The 17,589-nt window shown below is 50.8% G+C and carries 24 protein-coding genes and 1 riboswitch; of the genes, 11 read left to right on the plus strand and 13 right to left on the minus strand.

Annotated elements, in window-relative coordinates; all coding sequences use genetic code 11:
- The first annotated feature begins 13 nt into the window (after positions 1 to 13).
- From SGR01S_RS02830 to mntP, 4 genes are all read left to right on the plus strand, one after another.
- The gene (locus SGR01S_RS02830; RefSeq protein WP_037419902.1) at positions 14 to 811 is read left to right on the plus strand and encodes a PTS mannose/fructose/sorbose transporter subunit IIC; all 798 of its coding nucleotides are present in this window, start codon (positions 14 to 16) and stop codon (positions 809 to 811) included.
- 15 nt (positions 812 to 826) lie between these two features.
- Positions 827 to 1,669, plus strand: a complete 843-nt coding sequence (locus SGR01S_RS02835; protein ID WP_012145539.1) for a PTS mannose transporter subunit IID — start codon at positions 827 to 829, stop codon at positions 1,667 to 1,669.
- A 191-nt stretch (positions 1,670 to 1,860) separates the two neighbouring features.
- Complete coding sequence (locus SGR01S_RS02840) at positions 1,861 to 2,319, plus strand: DUF986 family protein (protein ID WP_037419903.1); 459 nt, start codon at positions 1,861 to 1,863, stop codon at positions 2,317 to 2,319.
- Between the two features lie 220 nt (positions 2,320 to 2,539).
- A riboswitch (yybP-ykoY riboswitch) is annotated at positions 2,540 to 2,722 on the plus strand.
- 11 nt (positions 2,723 to 2,733) lie between these two features.
- Positions 2,734 to 3,303, plus strand: a complete 570-nt coding sequence (mntP, locus tag SGR01S_RS02845; protein ID WP_037419904.1) for a manganese efflux pump MntP — start codon at positions 2,734 to 2,736, stop codon at positions 3,301 to 3,303.
- A 56-nt stretch (positions 3,304 to 3,359) separates the two neighbouring features.
- Here the strand turns inward: mntP and SGR01S_RS02850 are convergent, their stop codons facing one another.
- Complete coding sequence (locus SGR01S_RS02850) at positions 3,360 to 4,751, minus strand: MFS transporter (RefSeq protein ID WP_061806666.1); 1,392 nt, start codon at positions 4,749 to 4,751, stop codon at positions 3,360 to 3,362.
- A 129-nt stretch (positions 4,752 to 4,880) separates the two neighbouring features.
- On the opposite strand from SGR01S_RS02850, the gene SGR01S_RS02855 reads away from it, so the two are divergent.
- Entirely contained in the window at positions 4,881 to 5,618 is a 738-nt protein-coding gene (locus tag SGR01S_RS02855; RefSeq protein ID WP_061806468.1) for an ArsR/SmtB family transcription factor, read from the plus strand.
- Here the strand turns inward: SGR01S_RS02855 and rlmA are convergent.
- Positions 5,615 to 6,436, minus strand: coding sequence for a 23S rRNA (guanine(745)-N(1))-methyltransferase (gene rlmA / locus SGR01S_RS02860; protein ID WP_037419909.1), 822 nt, complete (start codon positions 6,434 to 6,436; stop codon positions 5,615 to 5,617). The genes SGR01S_RS02855 and rlmA overlap by 4 nt on opposite strands.
- A 144-nt stretch (positions 6,437 to 6,580) precedes the next feature.
- Between rlmA and pgeF the strand changes: the two genes are divergently transcribed.
- Entirely contained in the window at positions 6,581 to 7,297 is a 717-nt protein-coding gene (gene pgeF / locus SGR01S_RS02865) for a peptidoglycan editing factor PgeF (RefSeq protein WP_037419912.1), read from the plus strand.
- Between the two features lie 52 nt (positions 7,298 to 7,349).
- Here the strand turns inward: pgeF and cspE are convergent, their stop codons facing one another.
- From cspE to SGR01S_RS02875, 3 genes are all read right to left on the minus strand, one after another.
- Positions 7,350 to 7,559 carry a transcription antiterminator/RNA stability regulator CspE gene (cspE, locus tag SGR01S_RS02870; protein ID WP_002221949.1) on the minus strand — a complete coding sequence of 70 codons (210 nt, stop codon included), beginning with the start codon at positions 7,557 to 7,559 and terminating at the stop codon, positions 7,350 to 7,352.
- Positions 7,560 to 7,600: 41 nt separating this feature from the next.
- Positions 7,601 to 7,717 (minus strand): DUF2627 domain-containing protein, encoded by a 117-nt coding sequence (locus SGR01S_RS23590; RefSeq protein ID WP_071593021.1) that lies wholly within the window; start codon positions 7,715 to 7,717, stop codon positions 7,601 to 7,603.
- Positions 7,718 to 8,594: 877 nt separating this feature from the next.
- Positions 8,595 to 9,593 carry an MBL fold metallo-hydrolase gene (locus SGR01S_RS02875; protein ID WP_061806469.1) on the minus strand — a complete coding sequence of 333 codons (999 nt, stop codon included), beginning with the start codon at positions 9,591 to 9,593 and terminating at the stop codon, positions 8,595 to 8,597.
- A 224-nt stretch (positions 9,594 to 9,817) separates the two neighbouring features.
- Between SGR01S_RS02875 and SGR01S_RS02880 the strand changes: the two genes are divergently transcribed.
- Positions 9,818 to 10,108, plus strand: coding sequence for a hypothetical protein (locus SGR01S_RS02880; RefSeq protein WP_037419918.1), 291 nt, complete (start codon positions 9,818 to 9,820; stop codon positions 10,106 to 10,108).
- Positions 10,109 to 10,147: 39 nt separating this feature from the next.
- On the opposite strand, the gene SGR01S_RS02885 is transcribed toward SGR01S_RS02880, so the two are convergent.
- The 3 genes from SGR01S_RS02885 to SGR01S_RS02895 form a co-directional block, all read right to left on the minus strand.
- On the minus strand, positions 10,148 to 11,515 hold the full coding sequence (locus tag SGR01S_RS02885) for an amino acid permease (protein ID WP_037419921.1): 1,368 nt from the start codon (positions 11,513 to 11,515) through the stop codon (positions 10,148 to 10,150).
- A gap of 176 nt (positions 11,516 to 11,691) precedes the next feature.
- A complete protein-coding gene (locus tag SGR01S_RS02890) occupies positions 11,692 to 11,928 on the minus strand; it encodes a DUF4060 family protein (protein ID WP_037419924.1) in 237 nt (78 codons plus the stop codon).
- 67 nt (positions 11,929 to 11,995) lie between these two features.
- Entirely contained in the window at positions 11,996 to 12,310 is a 315-nt protein-coding gene (locus tag SGR01S_RS02895; protein ID WP_037419927.1) for a phage protein NinX family protein, read from the minus strand.
- 170 nt (positions 12,311 to 12,480) lie between these two features.
- Between SGR01S_RS02895 and fos the strand changes: the two genes are divergently transcribed.
- Positions 12,481 to 12,888: a fosfomycin resistance glutathione transferase gene (fos, locus tag SGR01S_RS02900; protein ID WP_061806470.1), complete on the plus strand. Its 408-nt coding sequence runs from the start codon at positions 12,481 to 12,483 to the stop codon at positions 12,886 to 12,888.
- Positions 12,889 to 12,937: 49 nt separating this feature from the next.
- On the opposite strand, the gene SGR01S_RS02905 is transcribed toward fos, so the two are convergent.
- Positions 12,938 to 13,210: a YebO family protein gene (locus SGR01S_RS02905; RefSeq protein WP_061806471.1), complete on the minus strand. Its 273-nt coding sequence runs from the start codon at positions 13,208 to 13,210 to the stop codon at positions 12,938 to 12,940.
- Positions 13,211 to 13,309: 99 nt separating this feature from the next.
- On the minus strand, positions 13,310 to 13,453 hold the full coding sequence (mgrB, locus tag SGR01S_RS23595; RefSeq protein WP_461531917.1) for a PhoP/PhoQ regulatory lipoprotein MgrB: 144 nt from the start codon (positions 13,451 to 13,453) through the stop codon (positions 13,310 to 13,312).
- 181 nt (positions 13,454 to 13,634) lie between these two features.
- Between mgrB and SGR01S_RS02915 the strand changes: the two genes are divergently transcribed.
- Positions 13,635 to 13,868: a YobH family protein gene (locus SGR01S_RS02915; RefSeq protein ID WP_037419940.1), complete on the plus strand. Its 234-nt coding sequence runs from the start codon at positions 13,635 to 13,637 to the stop codon at positions 13,866 to 13,868.
- A 42-nt stretch (positions 13,869 to 13,910) separates the two neighbouring features.
- Here the strand turns inward: SGR01S_RS02915 and SGR01S_RS02920 are convergent, their stop codons facing one another.
- On the minus strand, positions 13,911 to 14,150 hold the full coding sequence (locus SGR01S_RS02920; RefSeq protein ID WP_004945684.1) for a DUF2766 family protein: 240 nt from the start codon (positions 14,148 to 14,150) through the stop codon (positions 13,911 to 13,913).
- 202 nt (positions 14,151 to 14,352) lie between these two features.
- Here SGR01S_RS02920 and SGR01S_RS02925 point away from each other — a divergent pair, with 202 nt between their 5' ends.
- On the plus strand, positions 14,353 to 14,565 hold the full coding sequence (locus SGR01S_RS02925; protein ID WP_037419942.1) for a YccJ family protein: 213 nt from the start codon (positions 14,353 to 14,355) through the stop codon (positions 14,563 to 14,565).
- Between the two features lie 454 nt (positions 14,566 to 15,019).
- Entirely contained in the window at positions 15,020 to 15,406 is a 387-nt protein-coding gene (locus tag SGR01S_RS02930) for a helix-turn-helix domain-containing protein (protein ID WP_037419945.1), read from the plus strand.
- Positions 15,407 to 15,435: 29 nt separating this feature from the next.
- Here the strand turns inward: SGR01S_RS02930 and SGR01S_RS02935 are convergent, their stop codons facing one another.
- Entirely contained in the window at positions 15,436 to 15,789 is a 354-nt protein-coding gene (locus SGR01S_RS02935; protein ID WP_037419947.1) for a DUF1304 domain-containing protein, read from the minus strand.
- 427 nt (positions 15,790 to 16,216) lie between these two features.
- Positions 16,217 to 17,158: a pirin family protein gene (locus SGR01S_RS02940; RefSeq protein ID WP_061806473.1), complete on the minus strand. Its 942-nt coding sequence runs from the start codon at positions 17,156 to 17,158 to the stop codon at positions 16,217 to 16,219.
- Positions 17,159 to 17,589: the final 431 nt, after the last annotated feature.

Genomic DNA, 17,589 nt, shown 5'->3' on the forward strand with positions numbered 1-17,589 from the left:
TAGGAGAAGTGCAATGGAGATTACCACTCTTCAGATTGTACTGATATTTATCGTTGCCTGTATCGCCGGGATGGGTTCCGTCCTCGACGAGTTTCAATTCCACCGTCCGCTGGTCGCCTGTACCCTGATCGGCTTTATTCTCGGTGATATGAAAACCGGCATCATCATCGGCGGTACGCTGGAGATGATCGCCCTGGGCTGGATGAACATCGGTGCGGCAGTTGCGCCAGATGCTGCGTTAGCGTCTATCATTTCTACCATTCTGGTTATTGCCGGCGGGCAAAGCGTCGGTGCCGGTATCGCCCTGGCCATACCGCTGGCGGCGGCCGGACAAGTTCTGACCATCATCGTGCGTACCCTGACTGTCGCCTTCCAGCACGCAGCGGACAGTGCGGCGGAACGCGGCAGTTTGCGCGCCATTACCTGGCTGCATATCTCCGCCCTGCTGCTGCAGGCGATGCGTATTGCTATCCCGGCGGTTATTGTCGCCATTTCGGTGGGTACCTCAGGCGTTCACGCACTGCTTAACTCGATCCCAGAAGTTGTCACCAGCGGCCTGAACATCGCCGGTGGGATGATCGTGGTCGTCGGTTACGCAATGGTGATCAACATGATGCGTGCCGGTTATCTGATGCCATTCTTCTACCTCGGCTTCGTGACAGCTGCCTTCACCAACTTTAACCTGGTCGCACTTGGTGTCATCGGTGTGGTGATGGCGGTGCTTTATATTCAGCTCAGCCCGAAATACAACAAGTCTCAGGTTGTACAAGCTGGCCCGGCGAATAATGACCTCGATAACGAACTGGACTAGGAATAGGTGAGAGAAATGGTTGATACAACAGCTCAAAAGAAACTCACGCCAGCCGATATTCGCGGTGTGTTTATGCGCTCGAATCTGTTCCAGGGTTCATGGAACTTCGAACGTATGCAAGCGCTGGGTTTTTGCTTCTCAATGGTACCGGTGATCCGTCGCCTGTATCCGGAAAATAACGACGACCGTAAACAGGCGATTAAACGCCACCTGGAGTTCTTTAACACCCACCCTTACGTGGCAGCGCCAGTGCTTGGTGTGACCATGGCAATGGAAGAACAACGCGCTAACGGTGCGCCTATCGACGATGCGGCCATTAACGGTATCAAAGTCGGTTTGATGGGACCACTGGCTGGCGTGGGTGACCCGATCTTCTGGGGGACTGTGCGCCCGGTATTTGCCGCGCTCGGTGCCGGTATTGCCATGAGTGGTAGCCTGCTTGGCCCGATTTTGTTCTTTGTCCTGTTCAACCTGGTACGCCTGTTGACCCGCTATTACGGCGTGGCTTACGGTTATCGCAAAGGGGTTGATATCGTCAATGATATGGGTGGCGGCTTCCTGCAAAAACTGACGGAAGGAGCGTCCATTCTCGGCCTCTTTGTCATGGGTGCGTTAGTTAACAAGTGGACGCACGTGAATATCCCGCTGGTAGTCTCGAAGATTACAGACCAGACCGGGCATACCACGGTGACCACAGTGCAAACCATCCTCGACCAACTGATGCCGGGCTTGGTACCACTGTTGCTGACCTTCGGCTGTATGTGGCTGCTGCGCAGAAAAGTGAATGCGCTGTGGATCATCATCGGCTTCTTTGCCATCGGTATCTTTGGTTACTGGGTTGGATTGCTGGGCCTGTAAGTCTGTTGACAGCCGGGGGGAAACCCCCGGTTTGAGTTTGTTGTTTAGCCCAAGGTACTCGGGCCTAGAGCACCGAGAGCGCTCCGATGGACAAGCCGCTACGCTCCCCCTTCGGCACGCTCTTCCTAATAACTGGCTCTGCCAGCCGTATGCCCGGGGGAAACCCCGTTTTTTTATCTGTGGAGTTAAAGATGTCGCTGACCGATGGCGTATTACTTATTTTCACCGCGCTAATGCTGGTGTATGCGATTTACGACGAGTTCGGCATGAACTTGCTGAAAGGCAAAACGTTACTCAAGGTACAGTTAAAACGTCGTAATCGGGTTGATTGCCTGATTTTTGTTGGCCTCATCGCGATACTCATCTACCGTAATGTCACCACCCAGGGTGCGGTATTAACCACCTATCTGCTTATTTCTTTAGCACTGATTGCCATTTATATTTCTTATATCCGTTGGCCCAAGATGTTGTTTAAAGCGCAGGGCTTCTTCTATGCAAATACCTTCATTGAATATAACCGTATTAAAGCCATGAATTTATCAGAAGATGGCATTCTGGTGATAGATTTGGAACGACGCCGATTACTGATTCAGGTTACTCAATTAGATGATCTGGAGAAAATTTATCACTTTTTTGTTGATAATCAGTGAATAAAAAACAACCTTAATCCTACCGCGGCCCGCCCTGCGCTGAATGTGGGTAATTAATCACCAGCGCACAAGGCTACCTGATTATTATTTACGCAACATTGTTGCACTCGCCTACATTATATTCCTTCTTGCATGCTTCATTAATGAAAACAATTATCAATTCCGAAAAAATATCCATTTGGAATAAGGGTTGTTGCTGGCGGAAATAATATGGTATGGTTGCGCCGTCATTGGGGAGTAGCCGGTTTCTGGACAATAAAGCACCAGAAACGCCCGTATCAACATACTCGTTTTTTCATTAAAACGTGGTGCGGGCAGCCAGGTAAGGTTGGCGAGACCATAGACACGTAACTCCGTCGTATGGTTGGGGGTGGGTTACGTGTATATGGAGCCGCCCGGCCGAGGCTATTTAACATGAACTTGTCAGCTACACTCATTCTCGCTTTTGGCATGTCTATGGATGCGTTTGCCGCGTCGATCGGCAAAGGTGCCAGTCTGCATCAACCCCGTTTTCGTGAAGCCCTGCGTACCGGACTCATCTTTGGTGTGGTCGAAGCTATTACCCCCATTATCGGTTGGGGTATCGGCCTGTTTGCCAGCCAATACATTATGGAATGGGATCACTGGGTCGCTTTCTCGCTGCTGTTTATTCTCGGCATGCGCATGATCGTTGAAGGTGTCAGAAATCGTCCAGATGAAGTGGAAAAAGTGAAACGTCACGGATTCTGGCTACTGGTCGCTACCGCTATCGCCACCAGCCTTGACGCCATGGCTATCGGTGTCGGTCTGGCCTTCTTGCAAGTGAACATTGTACATACCGCCATGGCGATTGGCATGGCCACCATGATTATGGCGACATTAGGCATGATGATTGGTCGCTTCATCGGCCCACTCCTCGGCAAGCGTGCGGAAATCCTCGGTGGCGTGGTATTGATAGGCATCGGTATCAATATCCTGCTAGAGCATTTGGGCTACCTCGCCTGATACCGCTAAACGCGAAGAAAAACCTGCCAAAGGCAGGTTTTTTTGTTTCTAAACCCTCAATCACCCTGCCCATTACCGGCTGCCGTCATCGGCTTAGCGGAAAGCTTGAGCGCGAAAAACCACCCAGCAGCTGCAATCAATGACAACCCGATGGCACTGCACACGGCGATATAAATACCGCAGGCCTGTGGCAGGAGCATTGACATCAACGCGCCAAAGATCGCCACACCAAACGCCGACCCACTTTGCCGGGCAACGTTAAGCACCCCAGCGGCAATTCCCGCCCTTTCATTCGTGACTTCATTCATTAGCACCGACGTGGCTGCTGGGGTAATCACACCGGCTACCAGGCCAAGCAACGGCAAACACAGCGCAATACGCCAGTAAGGTGGGTTTTCCACCAATACCAACAAACCGGCAAATCCCAACGCATAAAGCAGCAAACCATAAAAGACGACCCGACCTGCCTCTAATACTCGAACCAACCGACCAGAAATAAAGCTGCCAAACGCGACCATGATGGTTAGTGGAAGAAACGCCAGGCCAGCCTGTAATGGCTGCCAACCGCGTACCGTCTGAAAATAGAGACTGAGCAGAAAAAACGCGCCATAGAACACCAGCGCTGAGACCAACGAAACTAATGCCGCCGCGGAAAACATTGCGTTGCCAAATAACATCAAGGGCAACATCGGCTGTCTGCGCCGGCGCTCGATGGCCACAAACATCAACCAACTCACGACTGCAATAGCAGTACCACAGATGATCCAGCCCGAAGTCCAGCCAAGCCTTGCGCCCTCGATCAGTACGGCCACGGAACTGGCTAACGCCATGATCACCGCCCCTTGCCCGGCATAATCCATTTGCCGTAAGGTTATGACCGAATACGTTGCCTTAATGCGCAGGGTAAGACCGATACCCACGGCAATCACGGGTATATTGACCCAAAACAGACTGCGCCATCCTAAAAGTGCGATCAGCACACCGCCGACCAACGGACCCGCCGCCATCGCCACCCCACCGCATCCAGCCCATATGCCAATAGCCGCCAGCCGTTGTTTCGCATCGGGAAACCCCGTATTAATCAGCGTTAATGAACTGGGCACCAGTAACGCAGCACCAATACCCTGAAGTGCTCGGGCAACCACCAGCTCTGGCAAAGTTTCCGCTAACCCACAAATGGCGGAAGCACCTGCAAAAACCGCCAATCCGCCGAGATAGGCCCGTTTTGCACCCAACCGGTCCCCCAATAGCCCGCCACTCAATAACAAGCTGGCAAACGCCAACGTATAAGCATTTACCACCCACTGCAAACCGCTTAGCCCAGCGCCCAATTCAGCTGCAATCGACGGCAAGGCGACATTAACAATAGACGTATCGAGAATGACAATGACATAGCTGAGGCTGGTCGCCATCAAGACCGATGTTTGATACTGATTCAAGTTTGCCACGCGCAGCGGCTCCCGCCAGAAGAAATAGGCATTGACTATAAGCAACGATTCGCCTGGAATACTTCGAGCCGTATCGAAGCATGCTTCAAGCGTTTAAAACATCACCAGACATCCGGGGAGGATAACGCCGTGGGTCAACATAATATTGCCATCGTGGCGCACCTGATTGCTGAACCGGTGCGGGCGGTAATGCTGATCGCACTGGCTAACGGCAATGCCCTGTCCGCCAGTGCCCTTGCAGAGGTATCTGGGGTCACCCCACAAACCGCCAGTTCACATCTGGGTAAGTTGCTCGACGGTGGGCTATTGAGTGTCGAACAAAGGGGGCGCTACCGCTATTACCGCCTTGCAGGGCCCCATGTTTCACATCTGCTGGAAAGTCTGGCATCGATAGGACCTGTTACCCCTGCCTGGCGCAGCACCCCCAATCGGTCTGCACGCGAGATGCGCTTTGCGCGCTGTTGTTACGATCATTTGGCCGGAAAGGTCGGTGTGGCGATAATGCGCGGTTTACTGGAGCAAGGGCTGATAACCGAAAACGGCTTGCGGGAATATGTACTGACCCCCGCAGGCGCCGATTGGCTACAGGAGTTGGGCATTGAGGCCGCTGCTTTGACGTCTGGTGAGGTGAGTAATGGACGCCAGTGTCTGGATTGGACAGAAAGACAATATCATCTTGCAGGACCACTGGCGGCTCAGTTGCTGAAAGCTTTTCATCAGTGCGACTGGTTACGGAGCCTACCGGGCTCCCGAGCACTCGCGGTTACCCCAACAGGATGGCTGGCGTTGAAAAAGTATTTCGCCCTCACGCCTGAAAACCTGGAGGACGATACTTTTCATGATCAACCACTCTGTTCACCGGTTTAATCGGACTGGCGGCGGTACAGCGCTATCGCAAAATCGGTTTCGCAGGCGAACACTTCACAGCCTTTGAGATGCTCCTGCACCTCTGGGGAGGCCCGCCAGGCAAAAGGTGTCATCTGCAACAGATTAGCCGCCTGTTCTCCCGGCAATGTCATCGGATACGCCAACGATTCAACCCGTTCACAGTCAAAACCTGCGAATTGCTCATCCTGCTCTTCATGCAGTTGTACCTGCTGATAGACCTGCTCTTTCAGTTGGTACAAATGGCGTGGGCCCGGCGATACCGTCACGACAACCCCGCCGGGTTTCACCACCCGCGCCAACTCTTCAGCCTTGCAGGGCGCGTAAATACGCAGTATGGCGTCCAAAGAACCGTCAGCAAACGGCAGGCGATGGCTGGACGCGACACAAAATGACACCGCAGGATAACGCTTGGCCGCATAGCGGATTGCTACTTTGGCGACGTCCAACCCATAAACCGTAATATCACGCTGTTGCGCCAACCGTGCAGCTACCTCCGCCGTGTAATACCCTTCGCCGCAACCGATATCCAGCAAAGCCTGTGCGTCAGGTGCCAACGTTTGATCCAACAGCTCTGCCACGCGTTGCTGCAAAGGTTGATAGAAACCCGCATCAAGAAATGCACGCCGTGCCTGCATCATTTCAGCACTGTCACCCGGCTGCTTCGAACGCTTATGTTGTACCGGCATCAGGTTTACATAGCCTTCTTTGGCACAATCAAACAGGTGGTTAGCGTCACAACGCCATTGCTGATGAGAAAAATGAAGTGGCTGATGACACAGCGGGCACTGATAAGACATGGTTTGGATTCCAAAGAGATACGGCGCGGCTAGTCTAAAGAAGGCTTCTATGCGATGCAAGGCACATCCCGTATGGGTCTAGCCAAGGAGGAAAAAAACTGACTACACTGACGTTAAGTTTTCTGACGCAGGCAAAAACGTTATATGACTGATTACTCCCTACTGCTCAACACCATTCCGTCCATTCAACACGGTTTCGGTAATAAGAGCGCACTGCTTCCTGGGCATTTACAGCCCTACCGCACCACCTTGCCGGAAAAAAAGCAGGTCCACGGCACGCGCATTGTTGACGTCACACAGGCAGCGCAACTCTGCGGTGAAGCTGATGGGTTCTATACCACCCAACCGGGTATTTTGCTTAGCGTGTTAACAGCAGACTGTCTGCCCGTCATTTTCAGTCGTCATGATGGTTCAGCGATTGCAGCGGTGCATGCGGGCTGGCGTGGGCTATTGGACGGTATTCTGGAGCAACTGGCGGCACGTATCCGCCGTGATGACTCAACGGCCAACTGGGTGGCTTCCATCGGCCCTGCTGCCGGCCCATGCTGTTATGAGGTGAACGAAGAACTGGTTGCACGCTTCAAGCAACAGTTGCCACTGCCCATGACGTTAATCAGCCCCCACTATCGCCACCTGGACCTGGCAGCCATTGCCGAATCCAAACTCCGTGAACTTGGGTTTGCCGACGTTGACCTTGCCGGGAGCTGTACCATCTGCACGCCAAATACTGATTCTCTCCAGCCGCAGCGCTTTAAATACACCAGCTACCGTCGAAACAGCCATCGACGTGAGCAAGATCCGAGCCATCCGGGTATTACCGGACGTAATCAATACGCAGGCATTATTATTACCGGCAGATAATAGAAACGAAAAAACCCGCACCAAGGCGGGTTTTTTGTACAGCTGACGCTGATTAGATTGCAGTAACGTTTACTGCAGATGGGCCTTTCTGGCCATCTTGGATTTCGAACTCAACGTTCTGGCCTTCAGCCAGGGTTTTGAAGCCGTTACCCTGGATTGCAGAGAAGTGTACGAACACGTCTTTGCTGCCGTCAGCTGGAGTGATGAAACCGAAACCTTTAGACTCGTTGAACCACTTAACTTGACCTTTGATCTTTGCCATCTTGAGTATTTCCTTTGGATTGTTTAAACCGCCCGTAGGCGTTACATAGACAAACTAGAGTCGTTACTGCTTGAGGCACTAAGATAAGGATCGGCAGAGAAGCGGTATTCAACGCTAACGTTTTTACTCAGAACTTCTTTACTGAAAATGCCACACATATACAGAACTGTACCTCGTTTTACCCAGATGCGTTATCACATACTCTGTATTCGATGGCAAGCCATTTTTAATCACTGATGGAGCTGTCGCACATATTTGAAACGGTCGAGAGCAACATAAGCTTAAATAGACTAAAAGATGTTGAAGCCTTAGCTATTTTCTGCTTAACACTTACACCACGCTACACTCCGCATCCTGACTGAATTTTAACAATTCTTTCATCCAATTGACCCACGCATGTTGCAACATATAAACCCAAACGGACGCTTAGAACGTTAAAAATTTTGAATCTTTATGGAATTTCTTATACAACATTTGAATATCGATGAACGGGCGCATTTGATATCGGATGATCCGACCATTAAGCCGCCATCTGGATGGCCTAACGCGGATACCACCGCCATCCCGGTACTCTACCTGCCTGCAACAGTGAAATAATACTGAGGCTCATTATTGCCATGAGTGACGGTGGCCATAATTTGTGCAACGACGTTATCGTCACAAAAATCAAATAGCGTGCCACTTTAGGGTGCATAAGCATGCAAAATCAGAATTTACGCACTATGACCGTGCAGCAGCCAATAAATAGCGCGTTCGTAACGGGGATTAAATAACGGCAATAACATTGAGGTTTGTGGGAATGTATCGCGGAATTAGATCTTAAAAACAGAACGGGTATTTGCTCGGCCAATAACAATGTCCGTTTAGTGTATTAATTTTACCTTTTCGTATACGTCATCTCTATTCATAGCGATAGCGTAACCCCGATACCGGATAACACCAGCAACGACCCAGACATGGCTACAACCCGCAACCGAGCTGGCCTGCGGGTAATCACATTGCGCACTCCGGCCATGCCGGCCAGAGGGTTAACGCTTAAGAGTTAGACTCAAGCGCAATGCGCTCGCCAATTTTGATTGGCCGGAACTGGTGCAGCTCTATTCCTGCTGAACTCAGCGCCAGATTTAATTGCTGAGGGGGCTCATCCAAAGACTCATCAGCTAACTCAAAAACCCCCCAATGGATAGGAATTACCCGTGGCGCATTTAATTGTTGGTACAGCGTCACCGACTGCTGCGGATCCATATGCTGTTCCTGCATGAACCAACGTGGTGCATAAGCGCCGATCGGCAAAGCCGCAACGTCAAATGGCCCTAAACGGGTACCAATATCCACCAAGCGATCCGAATAACCGCTGTCGCCAGAGAAATAAAAACGCAGCGTCGGATGATGAATCACCCAACCACACCATAGGGAACGGTTGCGGTCCCAGAACGTGCGCATGCTCCAGTGACGCGCAGGCGTGCAGTGAAACGTCAGATCGCCCAATTGCAGGCTATCCCACCAATCCAGCTCTTCGACTCGCTGCAGACGATAACGCCTGAACCAATTTTTCAGCCCTAACGGGACAACAAAGGTCGCATGAGGAAAACGCCGTGCCAACTGCCGAACCGTACGTCGATCAAGATGGTCATAATGATTGTGTGAAATTAATACCACATCCACCGTCGGTAACTGCTGCACCGTCAACGGCGGCGGCGTTTTACGCTTCGGGCCATAGAAACTCAGCGGTGATGCACGCTCTGACAATACCGGGTCGATCAGGATATAACGCCCCTCAAGACGCAGCAGCATGGAAGCATGCCCCAGCCACCAGATGCTATTATCGCTGCCGCTAAGGTCAGCACGCTGCCACCAGCGCTCTGTGAACTGCTGATACCCCATTTGCGGCGGTTTGGGTAACCCTTGCTGCTTACGCTCATCCTGCCAGCGCTTCAAATCCCCTTCCCGACGCTCAGAGGGTTCCGGATTGCGAAAGCCCTGCGGGGTATGGTGCGATTTGGCGGCATCATAGTAACGATTGGTTATCTTCATCCAGTTGCTCTCCTGACCACTGCGGACACCCTGCACGGGCAGGTTCGATAGCATAACAAGATACGCGATCATCACGTGTTGTGAACCGTGCTCACATTGGGGGGACCTTTTCGCGTATTGTGTTGTCACAGTCCTTGTGAGAATGCCAGGGCCGCCTAGAGCCTGTTAAGCATCTCTTAAGATCCTTATGATTTACTTATAGGACATTCAGAAAAGGAGAAGTTATGAGCCGTTCTACATCACGCAAATCACGTGTTCGTATGGGCCGTATCCGTAGCGCGATGCTGGCACAGATGCAGTATTGGAAAATGTATGCCGCGATGAAACTACGTCGGGTACGTGTGCCGGCACCGTTGATGGTGTTATTGGGGGCGTTGGTCAGTGTCTTCATGCTGGGCATGCTGATGCTTAGCGTGGTCGCTATCGATGTCATCACCACCCTGTTCTTGCTGTGCAGGAAAGTCTTGGGGTTGGGCCGCGCAAATCCAGGCAATGCCTTTATGCCACGCAGCTAAAGGTTGAACCGGAGGCGCACCTGGCGCCTCCGTTAACGCTTATCGGCGTACTTTAGCGCTTTTACGGCGCGTCAGCATAAATCCTATCCACAACAGCAAAATCCACACTGGCATCAGCAAGACCGAAATACGGATCCCTTCACTGAAATACATGATCACCAGAATCAGGCTGAGGAACACCAGGCACAGATAGTTGCCAAACGGGTACCACAGCGCTTTGAACACCGGGATGACGCCTTGGCGATTTTTCGCCGCACGGAACCGCAGGTGTGCCAAACAAATCATCACCCAGTTAATCACCAGGGTGGACACCACCAGCGCCATCAGCAACTCAAACGCCTTGCCGGGCATCACATAGTTGATAAGTACCCCCACCGAAGTCACCAGCGCCGACAGCGCAATTGACAGCATAGGTACACCGCGCTTATTCACTCGCGTCAATGCCTTTGGTGCATTCCCCTGCGTCGCTAAGCCAAACAGCATGCGGCTGTTGGCATAGACTCCGCTGTTGTACACCGACAGAGCAGCCGTCAGTACCACAACGTTAAGGAGCGTCGCCACCAGGCTACTGTCCAGTGCATGGAAAATCATGACGAACGGGCTACCGCCTTCCACAACCTTGTGCCAAGGATAGAGCGAAAGCAGTACCGTCAACGAACCAATATAGAAAATCAGGATGCGATACACCACCTGGTTAGTGGCCTTCGGAATACTGCGACGTGGGTCAGCCGCTTCAGCCGCAGTGATACCGACCATCTCCAGCCCACCGAATGAAAACATGATCACGGCCATCGCCATCACCAGCCCTTCGATGCCATGCGGCATAAAGCCACCCTGCTCCCACAGGTTATTGATGCTGGCTTGCGGGCCGCCATTACCACTCGCTAGCAGCCAGGCGCCAAAAACGATCATGCCAACAATTGCCACCACTTTGATGATGGCAAACCAAAATTCGGTTTCACCATACAGACGAACATTGACCAGATTGATCAAGTTAATCAGTACAAAAAACACGGCGGCGGACACCCAGGTCGGGATGTCTGGCCACCAATATTGAATGTAAATGCCGACGGCGGTCAGTTCGGCCATGCCGACTAAGATAAACATCGCCCAGTAATTCCAACCGGACAGAAAACCGGCGAAATCACCCCAATATTTATAAGCAAAATGGCTGAATGATCCGGCAACCGGCTCCTCAACCACCATTTCACCCAACTGGCGCATAATCAAAAAAGCGATAAAACCGCCGATGGCATAGCCCAATAGCACCGAAGGACCGGCCATTTTAATGGTCTGTGCGATGCCAAGAAACAGGCCGGTGCCAATGGCACCGCCCAAGGCGATAAGTTGTATATGTCTATTTTTTAAACCGCGTTTTAGCGGGGTATCCTGATGCTGACCGCCCATCTTATCCTCATTTGGCGTGGGATCCTGTCGAGCCTGCACAAGATTTCGCCAATTAATAAATGTATCTGCGGGCGGCTTTTTAACACTTAACCCCGTGAGCATCAAGGAGTAGCGCCCCGGCAAGGGTGGCCAGGGCGCTATTTTATACTGGGAATCACCCCAAAATGGGGGTGTTTTTAACCGGACAAACCGCACAGTTTAGTGAGATTTCGGGCGCCGATCATCAGCGTGGCGACGTACGATTGGCGGCGCGTTACCACCTCTACGGCCACACGATCGTTTTGATATTTTATCAGGTAGGTGGAAGGCCAGCCCTGTCGGCGCTGACCAAAGCTTTCGGCATGACGATCGATTGCCGCATGGGCAATCACCAGATGAGACAAGTTTTTATCACCTTTAATAATGCGCTTCATAAACAGGCTCCGCCAGAGACAGTTCTGTTGTCATAAAAAGGGAAAAATCATCAGTAATTCTGGTGTTTCAACGTACCATTTCGCTGTTTTGCTGACTCAGCAGGAAGCAGATCATCGCTGCGCGCAGTGGGCTGTTGCTGTCCGCCTGCCATTCGCCACGCTGGGTAATCATACGTGCCTGCCACTGCGGGTTATCACTGTGACTGTCGGCATTGAGACTGATTTTGTTGGCGCAGATAATCGGCCAGGCATCGGAGGGATTCTTGCAATAATCTTTACCTTTAACGCCGCCGTAGGGATACCATTTGTCCGGGTTCTCTCCGGTGATCAACGCAATGCTGCGGTTCACCTCGGCGTCGCTTTCTTCATACCATTTAATCATCGGCTTTATCCATCTTTCGTAGAGTTGGCGCTACATTACGATGCCAATACGACAGATTTATGACAACAAGAGAGCTTTTCACATTATCTACACTAATGTTTTTCAGGCTTTAACTTTTCACTGCGGCTGATTACACTTTTACTGGTTTATCTCGCTCTGGAATACCTCTGATGCTGAACGGCCTTAACCACCTGACTCTCGCGGTTCGTGACGTCGATCGTAGCTTCAATTTTTATATCAACCTGTTGGGGTTTGTGCCACATGCCCGCTGGCAAAACGGAGCCTATCTGTCTCTTGGGGAACTATGGCTGTGTTTGTCATGGGACGCCGCACGAACAGCAAACGCAACAAGCGACTATACCCATTATGCCTTTAGCGTTTCGCCAGCAGATTTCGCAGAGGTGGCATTACGACTGCGCCAGGCAGGCGTTAAAGAGTGGAAAACCAACCGCAGCGAGGGGGAATCACTGTACTTTCTTGACCCCGATGGGCATCAATTAGAAATTCACAGTGGTGATTTGGCGAGCCGTCTTGCGGCATGCCGCGCACAGCCCTATCAGGGGATGGAGTTTTTCTGAGTGCTGCGGGTGGCATAAGGATCGCCCCACCACCCGGCTCACTATTTGATTAACGCTCTGGGATAAAACCTTTGAAATCCAGCGCCGGACTGAGATCATCATCGTCAGTTACGCTCTCGCCACGCGCGCTTTGCGCCAGGCTTTTCAATAATGCCGTTTGCTGACGCTGCTGCTCGGCAATGTCCTGCAGCAGACGAATTTGTTCATTGGCACGCACACTGGCGCGATTCACCAGGAACCAGACCCATAATCCCACCAGCAGTGCCAACGCGGCGATGGCCAGTGATACCAGGCCATTAAGACCAAAACCTAAATCGTACATGGAAAACCCTACCTACTGCTAAAAACAGGCGGACATCTTAGCACTCTGGATATGGACGCGAACATCGTGATAGAAAATTGTTACGCACCGCTACGCATCTCACCATGGAACAAAGCGGGTGACAGAGCAAATACCCAACGCAAAAGTTCCTCCTTCATCGCAATAGCTATCCAGCGCCAGCAGATAAAAAAATACGCAGGCCGCGAGGAAGGCGATTATCACGAAGATTTTTTTCCGTAACAAATTTAGCAGCCTCATTGTTATCTTGGTAATCTATTGATCATGCTATCACAGCCAACTTAAACGAAGTTTAACCTGTCGTTTAGAAACCAGCTTGAAGGTGATTTTTCAGATTGTTACCGTTGCCCCCGACGCCTGCGCATGGCTATATCATCGCAGCAACAATACATAACAAGGAGTCCCAATGGGCAAGCTGATTAAGTGGGTGGTGGCGCTGGCGGTGCTATACGGCGTATTTTTATTTTCGGGGTATGGCATGCTGGTCGGCAGCAATAAAAATGTGGGTGGTCTGGGATTACAATGCAAGTACATGACGGCGCGCAATCTGGTGATAGCGCAATATCTGCATGGTGACAACGGACTGATTGGCGTTGCGGACTGTCCACTGTTTAAAAAAGTCGAAACGGTGGTGGATTGATCACCACCGTCCAAAACCGCCGCTATGCGGCGGTTCCCGCATTTAGTTACGGGTAAACTTCATTTCAATCAGTGCAATCGCTTTTTCGATCGCCCGCCGGGTCACGGGATCAGCACCGGCAGGGTGAGTGGAAAAATCGATGCTTTTCAGCTGGCTTGCCATTTTGTCACGCACCTCGGTTGGCGCAATAACGTCAATAACATCCAAAATCTGCTTGATCACCAGTTGGCAGGCAACCAGGTCGGAGGCCAATTCCTGATCGTTGCTCAGCATGTCAGACATAATTACTTTCCTTCTTAATTCAGACGCCGCACAGAATAGCATGCCGCCTGACGCTTTGCCGCTCCCTGTCCGTTTGCCACTGAATTTTCAACGTTCTTGCGCATTGGACGTCAAAACACTCGACTAAATTGACCTATACTCAACGTTTGAACGGTGCACCTATCGGCGTACCCTTCAGCCACAACCCAACAGGAGAAAAGTTATGGCAAACCACAATGTGAAATCCTGGGCTACCGTGCGTGAAACCTCGGTTGAGATTGCCGAGGCTATTTTTGAACTGGCAAAAAATGATGAAGTTCTGGCACAAAAAATTTGGGAAGAAGGCAGCGATGAAGCGCTGCAAATCGCATTTGCCAAAACCAGTGCCGATCAACTGTACTGGGGTGAAGAAACCGTAGAGCGGAAGAACGTCTGATTGGATTGCGCTCACCAATAAAAAGCCCGGGTCACTTACGCGCCCAGGCTTTTTCGAAAGTCGATCAAACCCCATTGGGGGTCATGTTGTTCCCTGAAATCACGGCTCTTCACCTCCCACACCTTCCGCATTATTCATTCTCATCACCGGTGTCACCATGAAAGCGGCAACACCCACAATTACAACCAGAGTAATAATCACTGTCATTAACATGCGATCACCCCATCAACGCTGAATTGTCACGGCTGACTCTGCTTAGGCTGTTATTTATTGCGACCTGAACCACTTTATCAGCGGTAGCGGGCAACTTCAGATTAGCCGTTTTCCCTTCTCACTGACAAGCCACTTGACGATGGTTTTTCCGAATAATTTCACCTTGATGTGGGCGGCTTTTTGTCCGTGGCGGCAAGTTGTGTATACTTCAGCGCTATGTAGATCTCACACAGACGCACTGATGATACAAGAACATCACCTCTCATTAGTCTGCGCCCTCAGTAAATGGGTCGAAACTCACCTCGGACGAGTGATCCATCTCGAAGAGTTGGCCGAATACTCAGGCTACTCTCTGTGGCACATGCAGAAGCTGTTCAAAGAAGCGACAGGGATCTCGCTGGGTAAATACATCCGTGAGCGTAGACTTGCCGGTGCGGTTTACCAATTGCGCAGCAGTGACGCCTCTATTTTCGACATCGCGCTCGATTTTGGTTTTGGCTCTCAATCACATTTCACGTATATGTTCAGAAAGCGGTTCAATATCACGCCTTATGATTTTAGGCAGGATCTGAGCGTGGATCTGCACATCGCCCCACCGCTGCACGTGATTCATCAGAAAACAGCCTGACTGGATTTCCCGCCGCCCCTCACGGCGGGTTAATGCGCCCACACCACGATCAATAAGGCAATCAATGCAGGTAATGCTTGTACCCTGAGAATTTTACGACTCGCCGTTAGGCCACCAAATACGCCTGCCACCAGCACACAACCAAGGAAGAATATCTGCACTGCGGGATCAGCACGCCAGACACCCCATGCCAGACCTGCCGCCAAAAAACCGTTATACAACCCTTGATTGGCTGCCAATATCCGCGTTGCAGCTGCAAATTCTGCTGTGGTAGCGAACACTCGCCTGCCTGTCGGCTTCTGCCAAAGGAACATTTCCAGGATCAGGATATACAGATGAATCGCAGCAATTAACAACACGACGACGTTAGAGAGAATTATCATTGCACTTCACAAGGTTAATTAGAAATTGGTTTAATAAGTATTAACTGTCTTCTGAATATTGCGAATATCCAGTCATAAAAAAACCCGCCGTAGCGGGTTTATTGCATAATCATTCAGAGTTAGTTCAGAGCAACAACCAGCATGGCTGCAATTGAGATCCAAAACACCGCCGTTGCAATAACAACATGGGACAATCTTGCACGATAGAGTACTTGGCTCATAATAACCTCACAGGCTTCTGACTAGCGGTAGATAACATCACTTCTTGAGAGTTATCTTAATCCACTGCTCCGACCTTTTATTTGCGCCAGATCACTATTTCCCAGATAAACTATATCGGTACTAAAACATGTAATTGCGATCACATTAATTTAACGTTAATAGAGCCAAATGAATAAAACCATCCCGTTGTTATAGCTTGAAGATATCAAACATCGCTCCAGGGCAGCTGTGGCGCGGCCATCCGAGGACCAGAATAGCCAACAACATCGGGGAAACGTATATTCCCCTGCTCCCAGTCAAGCTGTGCACGCGTAATCTCTGGCTTACTGTGTCCAACAAAATTCCACCAAATGAGAATATCCTCGTTTAATGGCACGCCGCCGATTAATAATGCGCGACTGCCCTTCCTGCCATGTAACTCGATACGGTTAAGATTCTTACCTAAATAGGCAAACTCATCAGGTGAAAATTTTTCATCATTAACCCCAAATGCACCAATAAGGGGCAGAAAACCTATTTCAAAATCGTCTCGCAAAGGAAGCTGCAAATATCCGTCTTCCTGCCATTCCAAATCAATGGCGATTAACGGCGAAAACGTTAAAACCGGAGAACGGTATTGTTGAAACTCCCCCACCAGCAACGTCTGCTTAACCCCATCGCTCAGCCAACACGGCAAGTCTGAATAATGATCAAAGCGTGGTGACATATCGGCATATTCGGCAGGCAGCGCAATCCACAATTGTGCGGCATGTAAACGTCGCTCTTCCCCCGTAGATTGTTCCGTATGTGCAATACCACGGCCTGCGGTCATCAGGTTAACCTGCCCAGGGCGTATGACCTGTTCACTGCCCAAGCTGTCGCGGTGCAACACTTCGCCTTCAATCATCCAGGTGAAGGTTTGCAGCCCAATATGCGGATGTGGCCCTACGTCCATACCTTGTGAGGAGCCACTAAATACCGATGGTCCGGCATGGTCCAGAAAGCACCATGCGCCAACAGTACGACGTTCACGTGTGGGTAACGCACGATTAATCGCAATGCCACCGACTTCAGCATTGCGCACAGCAATGCGTTGGATCTGACGTACACCATCGATGACAGGACAATCACGGGAAGATGAAGAATAAGTTGGGCGGGAATTGCTCATCGTAAAACACCTCCAGAACGGCACACAGGTTGAGTGAGTTGCTGGACGCCAGCTTAACATGAGCAAGCGACCAGAACGCAACCTGGGAGGCAGGACGCTAAGGCGCCCTTATATAGCAGCCTTTTATATCGATTTCATCACGCGCATGCTTTAGATCAGAGAAGTAAGTCACACCAAAAAGTATTGATACGACTAACAACACGGAAACCAGAAGGCCAATAATAGCCAACAGCTTGGTTTCATCGTGGAGATTGTGCTCCATTTTATCCCCTGTATTGAACGACGTCATGTCAGCCACAACGTGACTGACAGCGTAAAAATGATCAGGGAGCAAGACGCTATCGCCAGCACAATGATAGCAAATTGCGCATCTCCCAAAGTTTCACGGTAATTTTTATCTTGTGAGGTATTACGCTGTTGTTTCACAGAAT

The organism is Serratia grimesii NBRC 13537 (assembly GCF_001590905.1).
GTDB classification, from domain to species: domain Bacteria; phylum Pseudomonadota; class Gammaproteobacteria; order Enterobacterales; family Enterobacteriaceae; genus Serratia; species Serratia grimesii.

Excerpts from the sequence above, each read along its gene's own strand:
- SGR01S_RS02875 (WP_061806469.1), bottom strand. The coding sequence starts at position 9,593 with ATGAAGATAACCAATCGTTACTATGATGCCGCCAAATCGCACCATACC.
- fos (WP_061806470.1), top strand. The coding sequence starts at position 12,481 with ATGCTGAACGGCCTTAACCACCTGACTCTCGCGGTTCGTGACGTCGAT.
- SGR01S_RS02920 (WP_004945684.1), bottom strand. The coding sequence starts at position 14,150 with ATGTCTGACATGCTGAGCAACGATCAGGAATTGGCCTCCGACCTGGTT.
- pgeF (WP_037419912.1), top strand. The coding sequence starts at position 6,581 with ATGACTGATTACTCCCTACTGCTCAACACCATTCCGTCCATTCAACAC.
- SGR01S_RS02890 (WP_037419924.1), bottom strand. The coding sequence starts at position 11,928 with ATGAAGCGCATTATTAAAGGTGATAAAAACTTGTCTCATCTGGTGATT.
- SGR01S_RS02840 (WP_037419903.1), top strand. The coding sequence starts at position 1,861 with ATGTCGCTGACCGATGGCGTATTACTTATTTTCACCGCGCTAATGCTG.
- SGR01S_RS02905 (WP_061806471.1), bottom strand. The coding sequence starts at position 13,210 with ATGTACGATTTAGGTTTTGGTCTTAATGGCCTGGTATCACTGGCCATC.
- cspE (WP_002221949.1), bottom strand. The coding sequence starts at position 7,559 with ATGGCAAAGATCAAAGGTCAAGTTAAGTGGTTCAACGAGTCTAAAGGT.
- SGR01S_RS02915 (WP_037419940.1), top strand. The coding sequence starts at position 13,635 with ATGGGCAAGCTGATTAAGTGGGTGGTGGCGCTGGCGGTGCTATACGGC.
- SGR01S_RS02935 (WP_037419947.1), bottom strand. The coding sequence starts at position 15,789 with ATGATAATTCTCTCTAACGTCGTCGTGTTGTTAATTGCTGCGATTCAT.
- SGR01S_RS02930 (WP_037419945.1), top strand. The coding sequence starts at position 15,020 with ATGATACAAGAACATCACCTCTCATTAGTCTGCGCCCTCAGTAAATGG.
- SGR01S_RS02885 (WP_037419921.1), bottom strand. The coding sequence starts at position 11,515 with ATGGGCGGTCAGCATCAGGATACCCCGCTAAAACGCGGTTTAAAAAAT.
- SGR01S_RS02925 (WP_037419942.1), top strand. The coding sequence starts at position 14,353 with ATGGCAAACCACAATGTGAAATCCTGGGCTACCGTGCGTGAAACCTCG.
- rlmA (WP_037419909.1), bottom strand. The coding sequence starts at position 6,436 with ATGTCTTATCAGTGCCCGCTGTGTCATCAGCCACTTCATTTTTCTCAT.
- SGR01S_RS02830 (WP_037419902.1), top strand. The coding sequence starts at position 14 with ATGGAGATTACCACTCTTCAGATTGTACTGATATTTATCGTTGCCTGT.
- mntP (WP_037419904.1), top strand. The coding sequence starts at position 2,734 with ATGAACTTGTCAGCTACACTCATTCTCGCTTTTGGCATGTCTATGGAT.
- SGR01S_RS02835 (WP_012145539.1), top strand. The coding sequence starts at position 827 with ATGGTTGATACAACAGCTCAAAAGAAACTCACGCCAGCCGATATTCGC.
- SGR01S_RS02895 (WP_037419927.1), bottom strand. The coding sequence starts at position 12,310 with ATGATTAAATGGTATGAAGAAAGCGACGCCGAGGTGAACCGCAGCATT.
- SGR01S_RS02940 (WP_061806473.1), bottom strand. The coding sequence starts at position 17,158 with ATGAGCAATTCCCGCCCAACTTATTCTTCATCTTCCCGTGATTGTCCT.
- SGR01S_RS02880 (WP_037419918.1), top strand. The coding sequence starts at position 9,818 with ATGAGCCGTTCTACATCACGCAAATCACGTGTTCGTATGGGCCGTATC.
- SGR01S_RS23590 (WP_071593021.1), bottom strand. The coding sequence starts at position 7,717 with ATGTGTGGCATTTTCAGTAAAGAAGTTCTGAGTAAAAACGTTAGCGTT.